General features: G+C 72.1%; 12 protein-coding genes. 9 read left to right on the top strand and 3 right to left on the bottom strand.

What is annotated here, in order from left to right; genetic code table 11:
* Positions 1-1,015, top strand: a 1,015-nt coding sequence (locus D7X32_RS36970; RefSeq protein ID WP_147450408.1) for a methyl-accepting chemotaxis protein, incomplete at its 5' end; no start/stop codon positions are given.
* Between the two features lie 77 nt (positions 1,016-1,092).
* On the opposite strand, the gene D7X32_RS36965 is transcribed toward D7X32_RS36970, so the two are convergent.
* Positions 1,093-1,857: an SDR family NAD(P)-dependent oxidoreductase gene (locus D7X32_RS36965; RefSeq protein ID WP_120607237.1), complete on the bottom strand. Its 765-nt coding sequence runs from the start codon at positions 1,855-1,857 to the stop codon at positions 1,093-1,095.
* A gap of 119 nt (positions 1,858-1,976) precedes the next feature.
* Here D7X32_RS36965 and D7X32_RS36960 point away from each other — a divergent pair, with 119 nt between their 5' ends.
* From D7X32_RS36960 to D7X32_RS36950, 3 genes are all read left to right on the top strand, one after another.
* The gene (locus D7X32_RS36960) at positions 1,977-2,981 is read left to right on the top strand and encodes a DUF1028 domain-containing protein (RefSeq protein WP_120607236.1); all 1,005 of its coding nucleotides are present in this window, start codon (positions 1,977-1,979) and stop codon (positions 2,979-2,981) included.
* 96 nt (positions 2,982-3,077) lie between these two features.
* Positions 3,078-4,079, top strand: a complete 1,002-nt coding sequence (locus D7X32_RS36955; RefSeq protein WP_120607235.1) for a DUF1028 domain-containing protein — start codon at positions 3,078-3,080, stop codon at positions 4,077-4,079.
* A gap of 59 nt (positions 4,080-4,138) precedes the next feature.
* Positions 4,139-5,320, top strand: coding sequence for an acyl-CoA dehydrogenase family protein (locus D7X32_RS36950; protein ID WP_120607234.1), 1,182 nt, complete (start codon positions 4,139-4,141; stop codon positions 5,318-5,320).
* A gap of 73 nt (positions 5,321-5,393) precedes the next feature.
* Here the strand turns inward: D7X32_RS36950 and D7X32_RS47160 are convergent, their stop codons facing one another.
* Positions 5,394-5,948 (bottom strand): DUF2058 family protein, encoded by a 555-nt coding sequence (locus D7X32_RS47160; protein WP_244239388.1) that lies wholly within the window; start codon positions 5,946-5,948, stop codon positions 5,394-5,396.
* A 502-nt stretch (positions 5,949-6,450) separates the two neighbouring features.
* On the opposite strand from D7X32_RS47160, the gene D7X32_RS36940 reads away from it, so the two are divergent.
* The 3 genes from D7X32_RS36940 (at position 6,451) to D7X32_RS36930 (ending at position 8,722) form a co-directional block, all read left to right on the top strand.
* The gene (locus D7X32_RS36940; protein WP_120607232.1) at positions 6,451-7,488 is read left to right on the top strand and encodes a hypothetical protein; all 1,038 of its coding nucleotides are present in this window, start codon (positions 6,451-6,453) and stop codon (positions 7,486-7,488) included.
* A 198-nt stretch (positions 7,489-7,686) separates the two neighbouring features.
* Positions 7,687-8,232 carry a hypothetical protein gene (locus D7X32_RS36935; protein WP_120607231.1) on the top strand — a complete coding sequence of 182 codons (546 nt, stop codon included), beginning with the start codon at positions 7,687-7,689 and terminating at the stop codon, positions 8,230-8,232.
* 154 nt (positions 8,233-8,386) lie between these two features.
* A complete protein-coding gene (locus D7X32_RS36930; protein WP_120607230.1) occupies positions 8,387-8,722 on the top strand; it encodes a hypothetical protein in 336 nt (111 codons plus the stop codon).
* An 11-nt stretch (positions 8,723-8,733) separates the two neighbouring features.
* Here D7X32_RS36930 and D7X32_RS36925 read toward each other — a convergent pair whose 3' ends face one another.
* The gene (locus tag D7X32_RS36925) at positions 8,734-10,254 is read right to left on the bottom strand and encodes a gluzincin family metallopeptidase (RefSeq protein ID WP_120607229.1); all 1,521 of its coding nucleotides are present in this window, start codon (positions 10,252-10,254) and stop codon (positions 8,734-8,736) included.
* A gap of 142 nt (positions 10,255-10,396) precedes the next feature.
* Here D7X32_RS36925 and D7X32_RS36920 point away from each other — a divergent pair, with 142 nt between their 5' ends.
* On the top strand, positions 10,397-11,335 hold the full coding sequence (locus tag D7X32_RS36920) for an RluA family pseudouridine synthase (protein WP_120607228.1): 939 nt from the start codon (positions 10,397-10,399) through the stop codon (positions 11,333-11,335).
* A 164-nt stretch (positions 11,336-11,499) separates the two neighbouring features.
* Positions 11,500-16,255, top strand: a 4,756-nt coding sequence (locus D7X32_RS36915) for a tetratricopeptide repeat protein (protein ID WP_120607227.1), incomplete at its 3' end; no start/stop codon positions are given.

The following is a 16,255-nucleotide window of genomic DNA, read 5'->3' as shown; positions in this document are numbered from 1 at the left end:
GGGCGTGTTCCTGCTGGTGCGGCGGATGATGGCGCCCCTGGGCGCGTTGACGGCGGCGGCGGCGCGCGTGGTGGCCGAGAGCGACTTCAGCGGCACGCTGGACATCCACTCCCATGACGAGATTGGCCAGCTGGCCGCGTCCTTCCGGGAGATGATGGCGCGGCTGCGCGCGGTGCTGATGGCGCTGAAGAACTCCGCGCAGGAGCTGGAGGCGACGGCGCTGGAGCTGGCGAACTCCGCGTCGGACCAGAACCTGGCGGTGACGCGGCAGGCGGCGGCGCTGCACCAGACGCAGATCGCCGCGCGGCAGTTGCAGGAGAGCTCGCGGGCGGCGGCGCAGCGGGCGACGGGCGTGCTGCGCGAGGCGGAGAAGGCGGGCGCGGTGGGACAGGCGGGCGAGTCCGCGGTGGCGGGCAGCGTGGGCGGGCTCACGCACATCCGTTCGCAGGTGGAGCGCATCTCCACCACGGTGTCGGAGCTGCGGCAGCGCACGCGCCAGGTGGGCGACATCACCGGCACGGTGAAGGACCTGGCGGACCAGTCCAACGTGCTGGCGTTGAACGCGGCCATCGAGGCGGCGCGCAGCGGCGAAGCGGGCCGGGCGTTCGCGGTGGTGGCCCGGCAGATGCGGTCGCTGGCGGACCAGTCCGCGACGGCCACGGCGCGCGTGCAGTCCATCCTGGGCGACATCGGCCGCGCCATCTCCGAAGCGGTGCAGACGAGCGAAGGCGGCACGCGCGAGGTGGAGGGCGGGCTGGATCAGGCGCGCGCGGCGGGTGAGAGCCTGCGCGCGCTGGCCGCGGTCATCCAGAACAACAGCGTGTCCGTGAAGAGCATCGCGGACATGGTGAGCCAGCAGGACGCGGGCATCGCGGAGCTGTTCGCCGCGCTGAGTGACCTGACGCGCCTGGCGGACGAGACGGTGGAGCGCGTGGCCACGAGCGCCGTGGCCGCCGCGCGCCTCACCACCGCGTCCCACGAGGTCACCAACATCGTGGAGCAGTACCGCCTGTAACAGCAGGAGCGCGGCGCATGGCCCTGCTCGCGCGGTGACGCCGGGCACGTGACGGCCCGGCGCGCTGGAGCCCTTCGTTACGCCGCCTCGCCGCCGTCGATGGCGTAGGCCGCGCCGGTGATGGGCGCCGCTGCCTCCGACGCGAGGAAGAGGCACATCGCGGCCACCTCCTCCGGCTGGATGATGCGGCCCATGGCGTTCATCGCGGCCAGGGCCTCGCGGGCCTGCTCCTCGCTGCGGCCCGTCGTCTTGCTGATGGCGGCCGTCGCGCCCGCGAACATGTCCGTCTCCACCCAGCCCGGGTTCACGATGTTCACGGTGACGTTCTTGCGCGCGTACTCCACGGACAGCGCGCGCGTCAGCCCCAGCAGCGCGTGCTTGGACGCGCAGTACGCGGACGTGTACTTCGCCCCGCGCGTCGCCGTGATGGAGCCGATGTTGATGATCCGCCCGCCGCCCGCGGACGCCATGGCCGGCATCAGCTCGCGGCACAGCAGGAAGGGCGCCGTCACGTTCACCGCCATCACCTTCGCCAGGTCCGCCGTGGACGTCTTCGTCAGCGGCGCGGACACGGTGATGCCCGCGTTGTTCACCAGCACCCGGGGCGTCCCCGCCGCCAGGACGGTCTTGCACGCCGCGAGCAGCGCGGCTTCATCCGCCACGTCCACCGCGAGCGTGCGGATGCGCTCGCCGCCCTCCTTGCGCAGCGCCTCCAGCGACTCCGCCGAGCGCGCCAGCGCCCAGACGTCATAGCCCTCGCGCGCGAACGCCAGGGACACCGCGCGGCCAATGCCCCGGCTGGCGCCCGTCACCACCGCTGTCTTCGTCGTCTCGTTTGCCATGGCCGGACAGCATAGAGCCCCGCGCGTGGAGCCGGGCGAACGGGTGCACGACGAAATGCATCATTTGCGCTGCCGGGGACTCTTCCAGACATCAACCACTGCATCGGAGTCCCCTGGATATGAAGACCTTCAAGCGTGGCCTGCTCGCCCTCTCCTGCATGATGTTCGCGTCCACGTCCGCCCTCGCCGCGGCGCCCACCGGCCGCGCCAACCCGCGTCTCATGGGCACGCGCGCCATCGTCGCGTGCGACGCCGTGGAGAAGTCCTGCGGCGTGGCCAGCATCTCCTTTCCCGCGGGCATCAGCGGCCTGGTGCCGTATGGCCGTCCGGACGTGGCGATCGCCACCATGTTCTACCCGTCGGTGGATGACGCAGAGGCGGTCCTCGCCCGCGTCGACGCGGGCAACACGGCCCAGCAAGCCGTCGACTACGTGTTCTCCGTGGATCCGTACGCGGACTACCGCCAGCTCGCCGTGGTGAAGCTCAAGCCCGACGGCACCATCACCGTGGGCCAGCAGACCGGCGCGGAGAACGCGCCGCAGCGCTGCGCCGTGAAGGGCGCCACCTTCGTGGTGCAGGCCAACAACCAGACCACCTCCACCATCTGCGCCGCGATGGCGACGGGCTTCCAGACGGCCACGGGCAGCCTGCCGCAGCGGCTGCTCGCGTCGCTCAAGGCGGGGGCCGCCGTGGGCAGGGACAACAACGGCGAGCGCTCCGGCGTCATCCGCGTCTGGACCTCGGAGAATGAGTCGACGTTCTACACGAAGGTGCTGGCGGACGCCGTCGTGCACACCAGCAGGACCGCGCTGAAGGACCTGGACGTGGAGATGAATCGCTACCAGGCGGGCATCGCCGCGCCGTACGCGTCGGATCTCATCCCGCTCGACGCGGAGACCGCGAAGGTCGTGAAGAATGCTCTGACCAAGGCCGGGTACTACACCGGCGTCGTGGACGGGACCTGGAACGACGCCGCCGAGCAGGCGCTGTATGACTTCAACTGGAACAACCTCTTCTTCCTCAAGCCGACCGTGGTGGTGAACGGCCAGAGGAAGATCGACCGTCCGCTGGTCAACTCCCTGCGCGACGCGGATCCGAAGGCGTTCCTGCACGGCGCGGAGTGAAGCACCGGACCCTCGGGGCGGTGCATGGCGACATGCATCGTTCGCGCGCCAGGGGGCTCCTCCAGACATCACTCACTGCATCGAGGTCCCCTGCATATGAAGACCTTCACGCGTGGTCTGCTGGCCGCTTCCTGTCTGATGTTCGCGTCCACGTCCGCCATCGCCGCGGTGCCCACCGGCATCAACCCGCGCGTCCTGGGCACGCGCGCCATCGTCGCGTGCGACGCCGTGGAGAAGTCCTGCGGCGTGGCCAGCATCTCCTTCCCTGCGGGCATCAGCGGCCTGGTGCCCTACGGCCGTCCGGACGTGGCGGTGGCCAGCATGTTCTACCCCTCGGTGGATGACGCCGAGGCGATCATCGCCCGCACCGACGCGGGCGACACGGCCCAGTCCGCCATCGACTACGTGTTCACCGTGGATCCGTACGCGGACTACCGCCAGCTCGCCGCGGTGAAGCTCAATCCCGATGGCACCATCACCGTGGGCCAGCAGACCGGCGCGGAGAGCGCCTCGCATCGCTGCGCCGTGAAGGGCGCCACCTTCGTGGTGCAGGCCAACAACCAGACCACTCCCACCATCTGCGCCGCCATGGCGACGGGCTTCCAGCAGGCCACGGGCAGCCTGCCGCAGCGGCTGCTCGCGTCGCTCAAGGCGGGGGCCCGGGTGGGCGGCGACAACAACGGCGAGCGCTCCGGCGTCATCCGCGTCTGGAGCTCGGAGAACGAAGCGGTCTTCTACACGAAGGTGCTGGCGGACGCCGTCGTGCACAGCAGCAAGAACGCGCTGAAGGAGCTGGACGTGGAGATGAACCGCTACCAGGCGGGCGTCGCCGCGCCGTACGCGTCGGACCTCATCTGCCTCGATAAGGAGACCGCGAAGGCCGTGAAGCGCGTGCTGCACAAGCTTGGGTACTACAACGGCCGCATGGACGGGACCTGGAACGCCACCGCCGAGCAGGCGCTGTATGACTTCAACTGGAACAACCTCTTCTTCCTCAAGCCCACCGTGGTGGTGGGCGGTCAGCAGAAGATCGACGGTCCGCTGTTCAACTTCCTGCGCGACGCGGACCTGCAGGCGCTCAAGCCCGCGACGCCCTGAGGCACCGGGTCCTCGGGTCCGTTTGACGGCTCCCGCATGGCGACGTCAAGCTCGCCGCCATGCCCCGCGCCGACATCACCGACCTGTTCCGCATCGACGACCTGCTGTCCGCCGAGGAGAAGGCCGCACGCGACGCGGTGGCCCGCTTCGTGGACGCGGAGGTGCTGCCCATCATCGGCAAGCACTTCCGCGACGGCACCTTCCCCGCGCACCTCATCCCGGGCCTGGCGGAGCTGGGCGTGCTGGGCGCGAACCTCCAGGGCTACGGCTGCGCGGGCATGAACACCGTCAGCTACGGCCTGGTGCTCCAGGAGCTGGAGCGCGGTGACTCCGGCCTGCGCAGCTTCGCGTCCGTGCAGGGCTCGCTGTGCATGTTCCCCATCCACACCTTCGGCAGTGAAGAGCAGAAGACGCGCTTCCTGCCGGGCATGGCGAAGGGACAGCTCATCGGCTGCTTCGGCCTCACCGAGCCCGACTTCGGCTCCAACCCCGGCGGCATGCGCGCCCGCGCCCGGAAGGACGGAGACAGCTGGGTGCTCAACGGCACCAAGGCCTGGATTACGAATGGCTCCATCGCGGACGTCGCGGTGGTGTGGGCCAAGACGGACGACGGTGGCCCGGAGTCCGTGCGCGGCTTCCTGGTGGAGAAGGGGATGCCCGGCTTCAGCGCGCGGGAGATTCCCGGCAAGTTCTCCCTGCGCGCCTCGCGCACCAGCGAGCTGTCCTTCCAGGACGTGCGCGTGCCGGACCGCAACGTGCTGCCCGGCGTCGTGGGCCTCAAGGGGCCGCTGTCGTGTCTCAACAACGCCCGGGCGGGCATCGCGTTCGCGGTGACGGGCGCGGCCATCGCCTGCTTCGAGGGCGCGCGCGAGTACGCGCTGTCCCGCACGCAGTTCGACGGCAAGTCCATCGCCGGCTACCAGCTCACGCAGGAGAAGCTGGCGGACATGCTCCAGGAGATCGTCAAGGCGCAGCTCCTGAGCCTGCGGCTCGCGCGCCTCAAGGATGAAGGCAAGAGCAACCCCGTGATGGTGAGCCTGGCCAAGCGCAACAACGTGAAGAGCGCGCTCGACATCGCCCGCGTGGCCCGGAGCATCTACGGCGCCAACGGCATCACGGACGACTACCCGCCCGTGCGCCACATGCTCAATCTGGAGTCCGTCTTCACCTACGAGGGCACCCACGAGGTGCACACGCTGGTGCTGGGCAAGGCCATCACCGGCATCGACGCGTTCGGCTGACGCGGACGTCCGGTGGAAGCCGCGCCTCCCCTCGCTCCCGGATGGGAAGGAGGGGAGGGCACGGGAAGGAACATCAGGACTGGGTGCCGCCTTCGCCCGAAGGCTCGCCAGAAGGCTCGGACGACGGCTCGCCAGAAGGCTCGGAAGCGGAGGCCTCGGAGGACGCCTGCGCTTCGTCGGACGCGCCGCCTTCCTCGGAACCTTCCTCGGAGGAGGCCTCGGGCTCGTCGGCGACTTCCGGCGCGGTGCCGGAGGCCTCGGCGGCCTGCTGCGCCTTGAGCTCCTCGTCGTTCATGAAGCCGACGGGGTTCTCCTTGCGGTTGAAGAAGCGCACGGCCTTGGCGGACAGCGCGTACATCTGCTCGGCCGCGGCGGCGGGCACCAGCGAGTGCTCAATCTGCGCGGGCTCCGGACGCTCCACCACGCCCAGCTCGCCGTCCTCCAGCTGCTTGGCCTGGGCGGGGCTCAGCTCCATGCGGCGCAGCTTTCCCTTGCGCGTCATGAAGTAGAAGGCCGTCTCGCCCGGCTCCTGGGGCACCTGGGCGCCCAGCACCAGCTCACGCAGGGCCCGGTCCAGCTCCACCTGCTTCTTGGACTCGGCGCGCTGGTAGGCCTTGGAGCCCGGCATGGGCGGCAGCTTGGGGATGGGCTTCTCGGTCGTCGTGCCGCCTGGACGCGCGGCTCCGCCGAACCCTCCCTGGGGGCCGCCTCGGAAGCCTCCGCCCTGGCGCGGCGGACCGCCGGCACCCTGACGCGGGGGACCTCCGGCGCCGCGTGGAGGGCCTCCGGCGCCGCGCGGCGGACCGCCACCGCCCTCACGGCGCGGTGGACCTCCGCGGTCATCACGGCGCGGCGGGCCTCCGGCTGTCCGATTCTCATCACGTCCCCGAGGCGCGGGGGCGCGTGGAGCGCTCCCCCGGTTGTCCTCCTGGCGCCGTGGCGGCGTGGGCGTGGAGTCGGACTTCTTGGCCTGCTCCTCGGAGACGAGGCCCGCTTTCAACAACTTGTCTCGCAGGTTCTGCATGGGTTGGGCGTTCTATCCCTTGCACGGCCGCACGCAAGCCACCGCTTGCCGCTCCTGTGGCCCCCACGTAACTTGCCGCCCCCGCCGTCCTGGTCGTGGAGGTTCCGTGAGAAGTCTGACGAAGTCCGCCGCCCTCGCCCTGGTCCTGGCAGCCGCCGGCTGCTCCGACCCCGTCGACAAGGCGGCCAAGGCCCGCATCTTCTCCGCGGAGGACCCGCCGAAGGTGGTGGCCTCGGCGAAGGAGAAGCTGCCGCCGGAGGACGTCGCGGACAACCCCCAGGTGTCGCGCCGCATCCTGGGCATGGACGCCGCGGAGGTGACCGAGCGGCTGGGCCCGCACTTCTTCCAGTCCACCCTCAGCTACGAGTGGGCCGGCCCCAGCGGCAACAACCCCGTGAAGCTCACGGAGACGCGCTCCTTCCGCGCGGGCCCCGGCGGCGTCAACGGCGACTTCCACGGCATCCTGGAGAACTCGCGGGACCAGGGCCTGGAGGTGATGCGCGTGAAGGGCCAGGTCTTCGCGCGCAACCGCTACGGCCCCTACCGCCAGCGCCTGCGCGACCGCGGCATGGCCGAGCGCACCCGCACGGAGCTGACGGGCGCCATCCGCGACTTCGACAGCCTCTTCCAGGGCCGCATCAAGCTCACCCCCGCGGGCACCGTCACCCATGAGGGGCGCACCGCGTGGAAGTACAACGTGTCCCTGGGCGCCCCCCAGGAGGGCGGCACGCCGCGGAAGATGCCCGCCGCCTTCGCGCCCAAGAACGCGGACGAGACGACGAAGCGCCGCGCCAACTTCTTCGCGAACCGGCTGCCGCGCTCGCTGGAGGGCGAGGTGCTGGTGGACTCGGTCACGTCCGTGGTCCTCAAGGCCCGGCTGGACGGCCGCATCGGCGTGCCCCAGGAGAAGACCCCGGAGGCCGCCGAATTGCGCATGACGCTGGAGTCCTCCCTCACGGAGATTGGCAAGGACCCCCAGCTGCAGCCGCCCCAGGACTTCCTGCCGGACGCGGACAAGCCCCAGGGCATCGCGGACGCGCTGGACCACTTCGGCATCCCGCGCACCAAGCCGGGAGACTCGCCCGCCGCCCCGGGCGCCACGCCCGGCGCCCCGGAACCCGAGGACGAGGGCGAGGGCAACTGACGTCCCCCGCGCTTCCTGAGGCCCTCCTGACCGTTTGAAGCCCCACGGCTTCCGGCCCGGAGGCTCGGGAGTGCGCCCTGCCTTCCAGGGCTGTGACGGCCGTGTCCTGCGTGGGCCGCCGTCCGGCCCCGGCCTTCCCGCAAGTGCTTGAAGCGGCTGGGGAACCCCCCTGGCCCTGGCCTTGCTGTGGAGAGGGCCATGTTCCGTTCCGCCCTTCCCCTGGCGTGTACCGGGCTCGCGCTGCTGGCGGCCCCGGCCCTCGCCGAACCCGCCCGCGACCTGGGCATCACCGTCGCGCCATTGGGGGCCTACGTGCTCCAGGGTGACGCGGAGGTGGGGCGCACCGTGGGCTACAGCGCGGGCCTGGGCTGGGCGTACCGCAAGCCGGGGGCGGTGCTGGAGGTGGGCGGGCACCTGGCGTCCAGCCGGCACCTGACGGAGGTGACGCCCATGTCCGTGCGCGTGGTGCCCCTGGGGGATACCCGGGTGCGGCCCTTCCTGGGGGTGGGGGCCAGCCTGCTGGTGCCCCATTCCCGGCCCCAGCCGGTGGCCCCGGACGCGCTGGGCAGCCGCGTGCTCCAGGTGGGCTTCGAGCTGTGCGGCGGCGTGGGACTGGAGCTGGGGGAGAACCTCTTCCTCTCCGCCGAGGCGCGCTACCAGAACTTCTCCGCCCGGGGGAATCCGTTCTCCGGGGAGAGGCAGAACCTGCGCTCCACGTTCCTGGGCCTGGGGATGCGTCTGTAGCTGTAGCGGGTGGGGCGGGTCGCTACAGACTGGCAGCGGCCTGTTGGAAGAAATTTTGACGGCCCTCTTGCACCCTCTACAATCCTCGTCGGTTGCGGCCCAGACGCATCTGACATGCTCGGGTGTTCAGGCGTGCACAACGAAGGGAGCGGAGATGGAGCGCAAGGTCGGAAGTAGCACGTTGACCGCGAAAGAGGTCAAGGCGGCGCTGGAGAAGTCCACCACGCTGACGGCCGAGGAGGAGAAGGCCCTGCGCATGCGCCATGGCGCGGGCGCCCCCAGCAAGAGCGCGCCGCTGCCCCGCGCCGCGGGTGCCAACGCGGAGCTCGCGGACGAGCTGCTCGTCATCGAGATGCAGCTGATGAAGGCCATGCGCGCGCGCACGGCGGCCAAGGCCACCAAGGCGCCCGCCGCGGTCCACACCCGCGAGGCCCCGGCCAACGCGGCGAAGGACAAGATCGTCCGCGCGCTGCGCGCCAAGAAGAAGTAGGGGCGGTTTCCCTACTGGTTGAGGATGGCCACGAGGCGCGCTCCCGCCTCGGGCAGCGCCAGCGGCGTGCCCGAGACGTCCGTGGCCAGTCCTTCCGCGTCGGCGGCGCCGCCCCGCGCGAAAAGCCCCTTGAGCCAGGTGAAGGCCGCGGGGTTGCGCCAGAAGTCCTCGTTGAACCGCTCCAGCAGGGATGCGGTGAGCCGGGTCTCCAGGGCCCAGGCCCGCAGGTAGCGGGTGACGTAGAGCTGTGAATCCACGTCATGCAGGAAGAAGCCCGGGTGCGGCTGCGCGAAGAGGGCGCGGCGCTGGCCGTCGGCGTACTCGTCCGCGCGGTCGGTGGAGGCGCCCTTGGTGCTGAGCGACAGCTCGTAGGACAGCTTCGCGCAGTGGCGGCGCAGCACGGCCAGGGCCTGGAAGGCGCCCATGCGCACGACGTCCTTCGTCGTGCCGGACGCCAGGCCCAGGTAGCGCTTGAGCCAGGGCGGGGACAGCAGCAGCCGCTCGAAGGTGGCGGCGTAGGCCTCCGTGACGGAGGCGTCGCCCAGCCGGCGCAGCTCCATGGGGGCGTCCGCGTCCACGTGGGCCAGGTGCCACGCGTGGCCCAGCTCGTGGAGCAGGTCACCCAGCGCGTCCATGCCGCTCCGGGGCTGGAGGACCAGGCGGATTTCGTGGGGCACGCGCACGGCGGCGACGAAGGGGCGTGACGCCTTGCCGGGGCGGGCCTCGTCGTCCAGGCGGATGCGGCCTCCGGCCTCCGGGTGGAGGCCCCAGTCGGACAGCCAGCGCATCACGGCGGGGACGGTGTCCTCGCGGCGGAAGTGGGCGTCCATCCACGGGGCGCGCAGGGCGTGCTGCACGTCATGGCGCCGCGCCTCGCCGCCGGGCAGCGGGCGCAGGGTGGGCTCCAGCTTGCGCAGCACATAGGCCAGCACGTCGCGGTAGGCGTCCTCGGTGCGCCGGAGGGTCTCCTCGGCGGCCTGGGCGAGCTTCGTGGTGTCGATGCCGGTGACGTCCTGGCGCAGGGCGGGGTAGTCCGGGAAGCCCAGCACCTCCGCGGCCTGGAGGGCGGCGTCGCGCCGGTCTCCGTAGGCGCCCCGGTTCTCCCAGAGGAAGTTGCCGGCGCCGCGCTCCAGCAGGGCGCGGCGGGCGCGGTGGGGCTCGCGCGGAAGCTGGGACAGGGCCTGGGCCAGCGACAGCGTCGTGTCGTCGGCGGGGATGTGGGAACGGGCCTCCAGCGCGACGACGGCGTCCGCCGCGGGCAGGGCGAGGGATTCCTCCACCTGGGTGGCGATGAGCTCGCGCACCAGCGTGATGCGGCGGACGGCGACGGGGTCGTCCTTGCCCTTCGCGCGGGCGAGCGCCTCGTTGGCGGCGGCGAAGGTCTCCGGCGAGGACAGCTCCGGGAAGGAGGCGTACAGCCGTGCGACGGGGAGGTCCGGGGAGAGTCCGGCGCCGTAGCGGTACTGGAGGGTGGCCAGTTCGGCGAGGAAGTCATCCAGCCGCGACCGGACGGAGTGCAGGGGGCGGTCCATGGCGGCGCGGAAGGTAACAGGAAGCCCGCGTCAGGGCAGGGAGCACGCGCATAGAGTGTCGCGCCATGTCCTTTGCCTCCGCTGCCCGGCCGCATGCCCCCCTGGAATTCCCCCTGGAAGGGGTGGACGGGGAGGGCACGCGATGAAGCGCCGGACGTTCCGTGCGGAAGGGGCGCACGCGGGGCGCGCGCTGGTGGACGCGGTGGCGGCGGAGCTGGCGCTGCCGGTGGCGGACGTGCGGCGGCTGGTGGACGTAGGCGCCGTGTACGTGGCGGGGCGCCGCGCGCGGGACGGGGCGGCGCGGCTGCGGCCCGCGCAGGTGGTGACGGTGGTGCTGGAGGAGGCGGGGCAGAGTCCGTTGGAGGCCGCGAAGCCCGCGGCCCCCTTGCGCGTGCTGTTCGAGGACGCGGACGTCATCGCGGTGGACAAGCCCGCGGGCCTGAACGCGCAGCCCACCGAAGGCCGCGTGGGCGGAAGCCTGGTGGACCTGGTGAGCGAGCACCTGGGACGGCAGGCGGGGCTGGTGCACCGGTTGGACCGGGAGACCTCCGGGGTGACGGTGTTCGGCAAGACGGCCGCCGCCACCTCCGCGCTGGCCGAGGCGTTCCGGGAAGGCACCGCGCGCAAGCGGTACCTCGCGGCGACGGGGCCAGGGCTTCCGGCGGGCGGCACGGTGGACCTGCCCTTGTCGAAGGATCCATCGCGGCCGGGGCGCTGGCGGGCGACCCGCGCGGCCAACGGCGTGCCCGCGTGGACGGACTACCGGACGCTGTTCGCGGGCGATGCGTTCTGCCTGGTGGAGCTGCTGCCCCGGACGGGCCGTACGCATCAGCTCCGGGCGCACCTGACGGCGCTGGGGAATCCCATCCTGGGGGACGCGCGCTACGGCGGCGCGGAGAGCGCTGGGCGCCTGATGGCGCCGCGGTGCCTGCTGCATGCGCAGGCGCTGGAGCTGGGCCATCCGCGCACGGGCCGGCCGCTCCGGCTGGAGGCCCTGGTGCCGGACGACCTGCGGGCCTTCTTCGAAGCCGCGAAGGTGCGTGTTCCAGAGGGGCCCATCGTGGCGGCGGACGCCTCCTGAGAACCTGGAAAACCCGGCCCCCTTCGCTGGGGCGGACGAGGTGCCCGCGTCGCGAGCATCGTGTGTAGACTGGGGACTTCATGGGTGGCGGGAGACACGGCAAGGGCCCACAGACGCCAGAGCCCTCCCTTCGCGGACCGGGAATGGGCTCGCGAGGAGAGGACGTGCGAGGCGCGGTGGCCCAGGTCTGCCGGGACGCCGCCCGGTTGCTCCGGGAGGGGCAGGCGGCGCGAGCGTATTCCGGCCTGGTGTCCGCCAGCCGTTCCCTGCCGATGACGCCCCGACTGGCGGCGGCGCTGGTCCGCTGCGCGCTGCGAGCGGGCACGGAGCGCGCCGTCATCACCCTGCTGGACGCGGCGATGGTGACGGAGCGGGGCGAGGTGCGCCGCGAGGTCCGCCGGCAGTTGTCGCGCGTGTTGCGGCGCACGGGGCAGGAGGCGCGCGCCGCGGCGGTGCTCAACGGGTTGTTGATGGACGCGCCCGACGACGCTCGGGCCCGCTTCGTGCTCGACGTGCTGCGCGAGCGGGTGGCGAAGGCGAAGGAAGCGCCGTCGCGGCAGCCGCCAGGGGAGGACGAGGAGTCCCGGACGAAGACCGTGGAGGTGTCCGCGCTGGCGCTGTCGGATCCGGAGCTGGGGAACACGGTGGTGGAGATGCCGGTGGTGCCAGTGCCGGCGCCGGCAGCCAGGGCTTCGCGAGCCGCCACGGTGCAGGTCCCGCTGGGAGAGTGGGCGGGGCTGGGAACGCCGGCGTCGCGAGGACCGGAGTTCCCCTGGGAGGACGAAGGTCCGGGCAAGGCCCGCGTGGTGACGCCGCCGCAGGGGGTGAGGTCCGTTCCGGCGCCTGTCGAGGCAGTGCAGGCGCCGAGCGACAAGGGCACCGAGGCATCCGGTGAGTCGTCGCCGAGGGATGGGGCGACGCTGAACGCCCTGCCGTCAGCCGATGCGCCGTCGATGGCCGGGAACGCCGAGGCCTTGAACGCGTCGTCGTCCGTGGACGCGGCGCCGAGGTCCGAGGCCGTCACTGCGGTGTCGGATGCGGCGCAGGCACCTTCGAGTGCGGTCGTGGCATCGCCAGAGGCATTGGCGCTGGAGAGCGCTTCAAGCGTATCGACCGCATCATCGCCAGTGGATGCTGCCCAGGCGCTCGAGAGCGACGTCGCGGTGTCGAGCGCTGCGTCGTCCGAGCACGGCGTCGCGGTGTCGAGCGCTGCGTCGTCCGCGAACGCCGCGGATGTGCCTGAGCACGTCATCGAGGCGTTGCGCGCATTGTTGTTGTCCGACGAGACACAGGCTCCTACTCGCGTCGAGACGGCATCGTCGTCAGCGGATGCAGCGCAACCGCCTGAACACGCGTCCGCGACGTCGGACGCGTCGTCACTGCCCGCGGACACGGCGGTGGCGTCCGAAGTGAAGTCCGTTGATGCACCGTCGTCGGATGCGACGCGGACGCCTGAAGAATTCGCGAAGCCGCCTGTTGCCGCTCAGAGCGCCCCTCCGTTGTTCGAGGCGACGCAGGTCTTCGGCAAGAAGCTCGAAGAGGCGCCGCCAGCCGATGCCGCACAGGCTCTCGATGAGACGCCCGCGCCTACGCCGCCGAAGCCATCCGAGGAGACACCCGCCGCGATGGCGGTGGCCCCCTCGAAGACCTCCGGTCGCGACGAGTCCGCATCGGAGCGGATGCCGCCGCGTTCGCCTGGAGCCGTGCTGGTACCGGGCGCGCCTTCCAAGGCCTTTGACGTAGACGAATCAACGTCGGAGATGCTCCTTCCGCGTCCGTCTGAGCCGGCAGCTGAAGCTCAGGCGAAGGCATCCGGCGAGAACGCATCGCCATCGAAGAAGACGCCTCCACGCCAGCCTGATGCGGTGCTGGTGCCGGGTGGTCCCTCGAAGGGTTTCGACTCGGACGAAGCGACGTCGGAAGTACTCCCTCCGCGTACGGCCGACGCTGCCGCGAAGGCCACGGATGCAGGTGCTTCCGCGGAACGGAGCTCCTCCCCGCGTCCGCCCACCGCGGTGCTGGTACCGGGCGCGCCTGCGATGGCGTTCGACGCCGACGAAGCGACCTCGGAGATCATCCCGCCCGAGCGTGTCGAAACGGAGAAGGGCGCTTCCGCGTCAACGCCGGCCCGTGATGAGAAGCCAGCCGCTCCGCGACGGGCCTCCGTGCTGGTTCCCGCTGCTTCGAAGCCTGCGTTCGACGAGGAGGAATCCACCGCGGAAGTGGTCTTCCCGCAGCCGGACCTGGCTCCGCCGCGCGCTCCCTCACAGTCGACCCCTGCCGCGCCCAAGCGTGACTCCACCCGCGTCCCATCGGTGAAGCCCTCCGAGCCCGGTGCAAGCCCGGCTTCGGACGCGGCTTCACCGGCACGTGCTCAGGATGAGGGCTCGGAGCGGGCCGGGTCCCAGCGCCAGGAGGCACAGCTCATCGCGCGCCGTGCGTGGCGCGAACTGGCCCAGCTGTACCTCAAGCGCGCGGACCGGGCGAAGGACGCTCCGGAGCGCGCCGAGGCGCTCACGCGGCTCGCGGAGGTGATGGAGAACGAGCTCCAGGACTCCGCGGGTGCCGCGCGCATGTACCGGGAGATCGTCGAGCTGACCGGTGAGCGCACCGCGTTGCGTGAACAGGTCCGGCTGCTGTCGCAGCGCGAGGACGCCTCGCTCGTGCGCCGTGCGCTCGATGACGCGATCTCCCGCGCGAGGACTTCACGGGCCCGGGCCGTGGCCCTGCTGACGCGGGGCGAGCGGCAGCTGAACATGGGCGTCCCCGCCAAGGCGCGCGCGGACTTCGAGGCGGCGGATGCGCTCGTGCCCGGGATGCTGCCGGTGCTCGCGGGGCTCGTGCGCAGTGTCTCCGACGAGGAGCGCTTCGCCCAGGTCGAGCGGCTGCGCGCCGCCTGTGCCGCCGCGCCGCGCCGCGCGCCGGATCGCCTGGAAGCGCTGCGGGTGCTCGCGCAGACCGCGGAGGAATCCCTGGGCGACCTGCGCATCGCGCAGTGGGCCTGGGCCGAGGTGCTCGCGGAGAGCCCGGACAACGAGCAGCCCCGGGAGCACCTCCTGGCGCTCGCGCGCCGTCTGGGCGACCTGCCCGCGCTGAGCCAGTTGCTGCACGCGCAGCTCGCCCGCGAGCCTCGGGGGCCGGCCGCGCGCAAGGCGCACCTGGAGCGGATCGCCACGCTGGAGGCGATGGGCGACGCGGGCGCGGCCCTGGCGGAGCTGCGTCAGGCCGTGCGCTTCGAGCCGGGACACAAGGAAGCCTGGTTGCTGCTCGCGGACCGCTGCACCGAACGCGAGCAGTTTGGCGAGGCCGCCTGGGCACTGGAGAACGCGGCCACCGCGACGGAGGACGACGAGGAGCGCCAGCACACGTGGGAGCGGCTCGCGCTCTTCTGCCGCGAGGTGCTGCACAACACCGAGAAGGCCCGCCTCTACGCGCGCCGCGCCGACAGCCTGCGCAAGTCCCGCGACCAGCGCGCCCGTCCGCCCCCGCCCGAGCCCGTGCGCGCGATGCCCTCGCAGGCCGGCGGGATGCCGCCGCCGTCGGTGCTCGTGGCGCCGCCAGTCTCCACGGGGCGCATGCCCGCGAAGGGCAAGGACCTGTCCGACGAGGTGACGTCCAACACGGACGTCCCCGCGCTGCTCAAGGCGGAGGAAGCCGCGCCTGACGGTGCATCGGGGAAGCGCTCAACCCGGACGAAGGAGGGCGTGTCCAAGAAGGCCAAGGCCTCACCCGCCGGGGCTTCTCCCGCTTCGCCCAAGGAACGTGAAGCCGCGGCACAAGCACCCCGTGCGCCCGCGGCATCAGGAGCGGAGCTCGACGCGGCTCCAGGCAACCGGAAGCGTGGGCGAGCGGAGGCCCGGAGTGACGCGGCCGACCGTACGGCGAAGGATCCAGGTCGAGGAACGGCGGCAGCTCCAGGCGCGTCGCCGTCCGCAAAGGCCCAGGTTGGAAGCCTTGCCTCGCTCGCGGAGACGTCGCCCGGTGCGGAGGTCGTCCTTCAGCCGAAGACCCCCTCAGGGCGTCATGCTCCGGTGGGCGTCGCGGCGTCCGCCACTGAAGCGCCTCGGCAACCCAAGGCGCCCTCAGGGCGTCATGCCCCGGTGGGCGCCGCATCGCCCGCCACGGAAGCGCCTCGGCAACCCAAGGCCCCCTCAGGGCGTCATGCTCCGGTGGGCGCCGCATCGCCCGCCACGGAAGCGCCTCGGCAACCCAAGGCGCCCTCAGGGCGCCATGCTTCGGTGGGCGCCGCTGCGTCCGTGACGGATGCACCTCGCCAACCGAAGGCCCCATCGGGAAGTCATCCGCCGGTAGGCACCGCATCGCCGGGCTCGGAGTCACTCCGCCAACCGAAGGCACCGTCCGGTCGCGACGCCCCGGTCGCGAGCACGTCACCGGAAGCGGAGCCGCCCCGTCGCTCCGCGTCCACGAAGGCGCCAGCGGATGTCCCGGTCTCCCTCGCGGACTCCGCCCCCGCACCCAGCGGCATGGCCCGGGCCATGAAGCCCGCTCGCGGTGCGGCGAGCAGCACGGCCCAGGACCCAGGCTCCACGCCGGATGACGGAACCTCCGCGCCCGACCGCAAGCCGCGAGCCGCCGCCACACCTCCGCGCGAAAGGACCACGGCCTTCGGAGCAGCGCTCCCTCCGGACGCGGAACCCGAAGCCCCCGCCGTTTCGCGCAAGGCCGCCACCGCCGACGACAACGCCGCCCGCGCCTCCAAGAACGCGGGCACGCAGATCCGCGAAGCCCCCGCCCGCGCCGAACGCGCCCCGCGAGCCGGGCACGCGCCCCGGGTCCCGCTGTCCGCCAGCGGCGTGGAACCGCCGGCCGCCGCAGCCCGCGCCCCGCTGTCCGCCAGCGGCGTGGAACCGCCGGCCGCCGCGCCCCGTGCCATGGCCGGAGCCTCGCGTTCCGTCGCCC

This window comes from Corallococcus carmarthensis (assembly GCF_003611695.1).
Lineage (GTDB): Bacteria > Myxococcota > Myxococcia > Myxococcales > Myxococcaceae > Corallococcus > Corallococcus carmarthensis.
Note: the sequence above shows the minus strand (reverse complement) of the source record. Positions and strands in the feature narration are given on the sequence as shown.

Excerpts from the sequence above, each read along its gene's own strand:
- D7X32_RS36960 (WP_120607236.1), top strand. The coding sequence starts at position 1,977 with ATGAAGACCTTCAAGCGTGGCCTGCTCGCCCTCTCCTGCATGATGTTC.
- D7X32_RS36920 (WP_120607228.1), top strand. The coding sequence starts at position 10,397 with ATGAAGCGCCGGACGTTCCGTGCGGAAGGGGCGCACGCGGGGCGCGCG.
- D7X32_RS47160 (WP_244239388.1), bottom strand. The coding sequence starts at position 5,948 with ATGCCGGGCTCCAAGGCCTACCAGCGCGCCGAGTCCAAGAAGCAGGTG.
- D7X32_RS36950 (WP_120607234.1), top strand. The coding sequence starts at position 4,139 with ATGCCCCGCGCCGACATCACCGACCTGTTCCGCATCGACGACCTGCTG.
- D7X32_RS36955 (WP_120607235.1), top strand. The coding sequence starts at position 3,078 with ATGAAGACCTTCACGCGTGGTCTGCTGGCCGCTTCCTGTCTGATGTTC.
- D7X32_RS36965 (WP_120607237.1), bottom strand. The coding sequence starts at position 1,857 with ATGGCAAACGAGACGACGAAGACAGCGGTGGTGACGGGCGCCAGCCGG.
- D7X32_RS36925 (WP_120607229.1), bottom strand. The coding sequence starts at position 10,254 with ATGGACCGCCCCCTGCACTCCGTCCGGTCGCGGCTGGATGACTTCCTC.
- D7X32_RS36930 (WP_120607230.1), top strand. The coding sequence starts at position 8,387 with ATGGAGCGCAAGGTCGGAAGTAGCACGTTGACCGCGAAAGAGGTCAAG.
- D7X32_RS36935 (WP_120607231.1), top strand. The coding sequence starts at position 7,687 with ATGTTCCGTTCCGCCCTTCCCCTGGCGTGTACCGGGCTCGCGCTGCTG.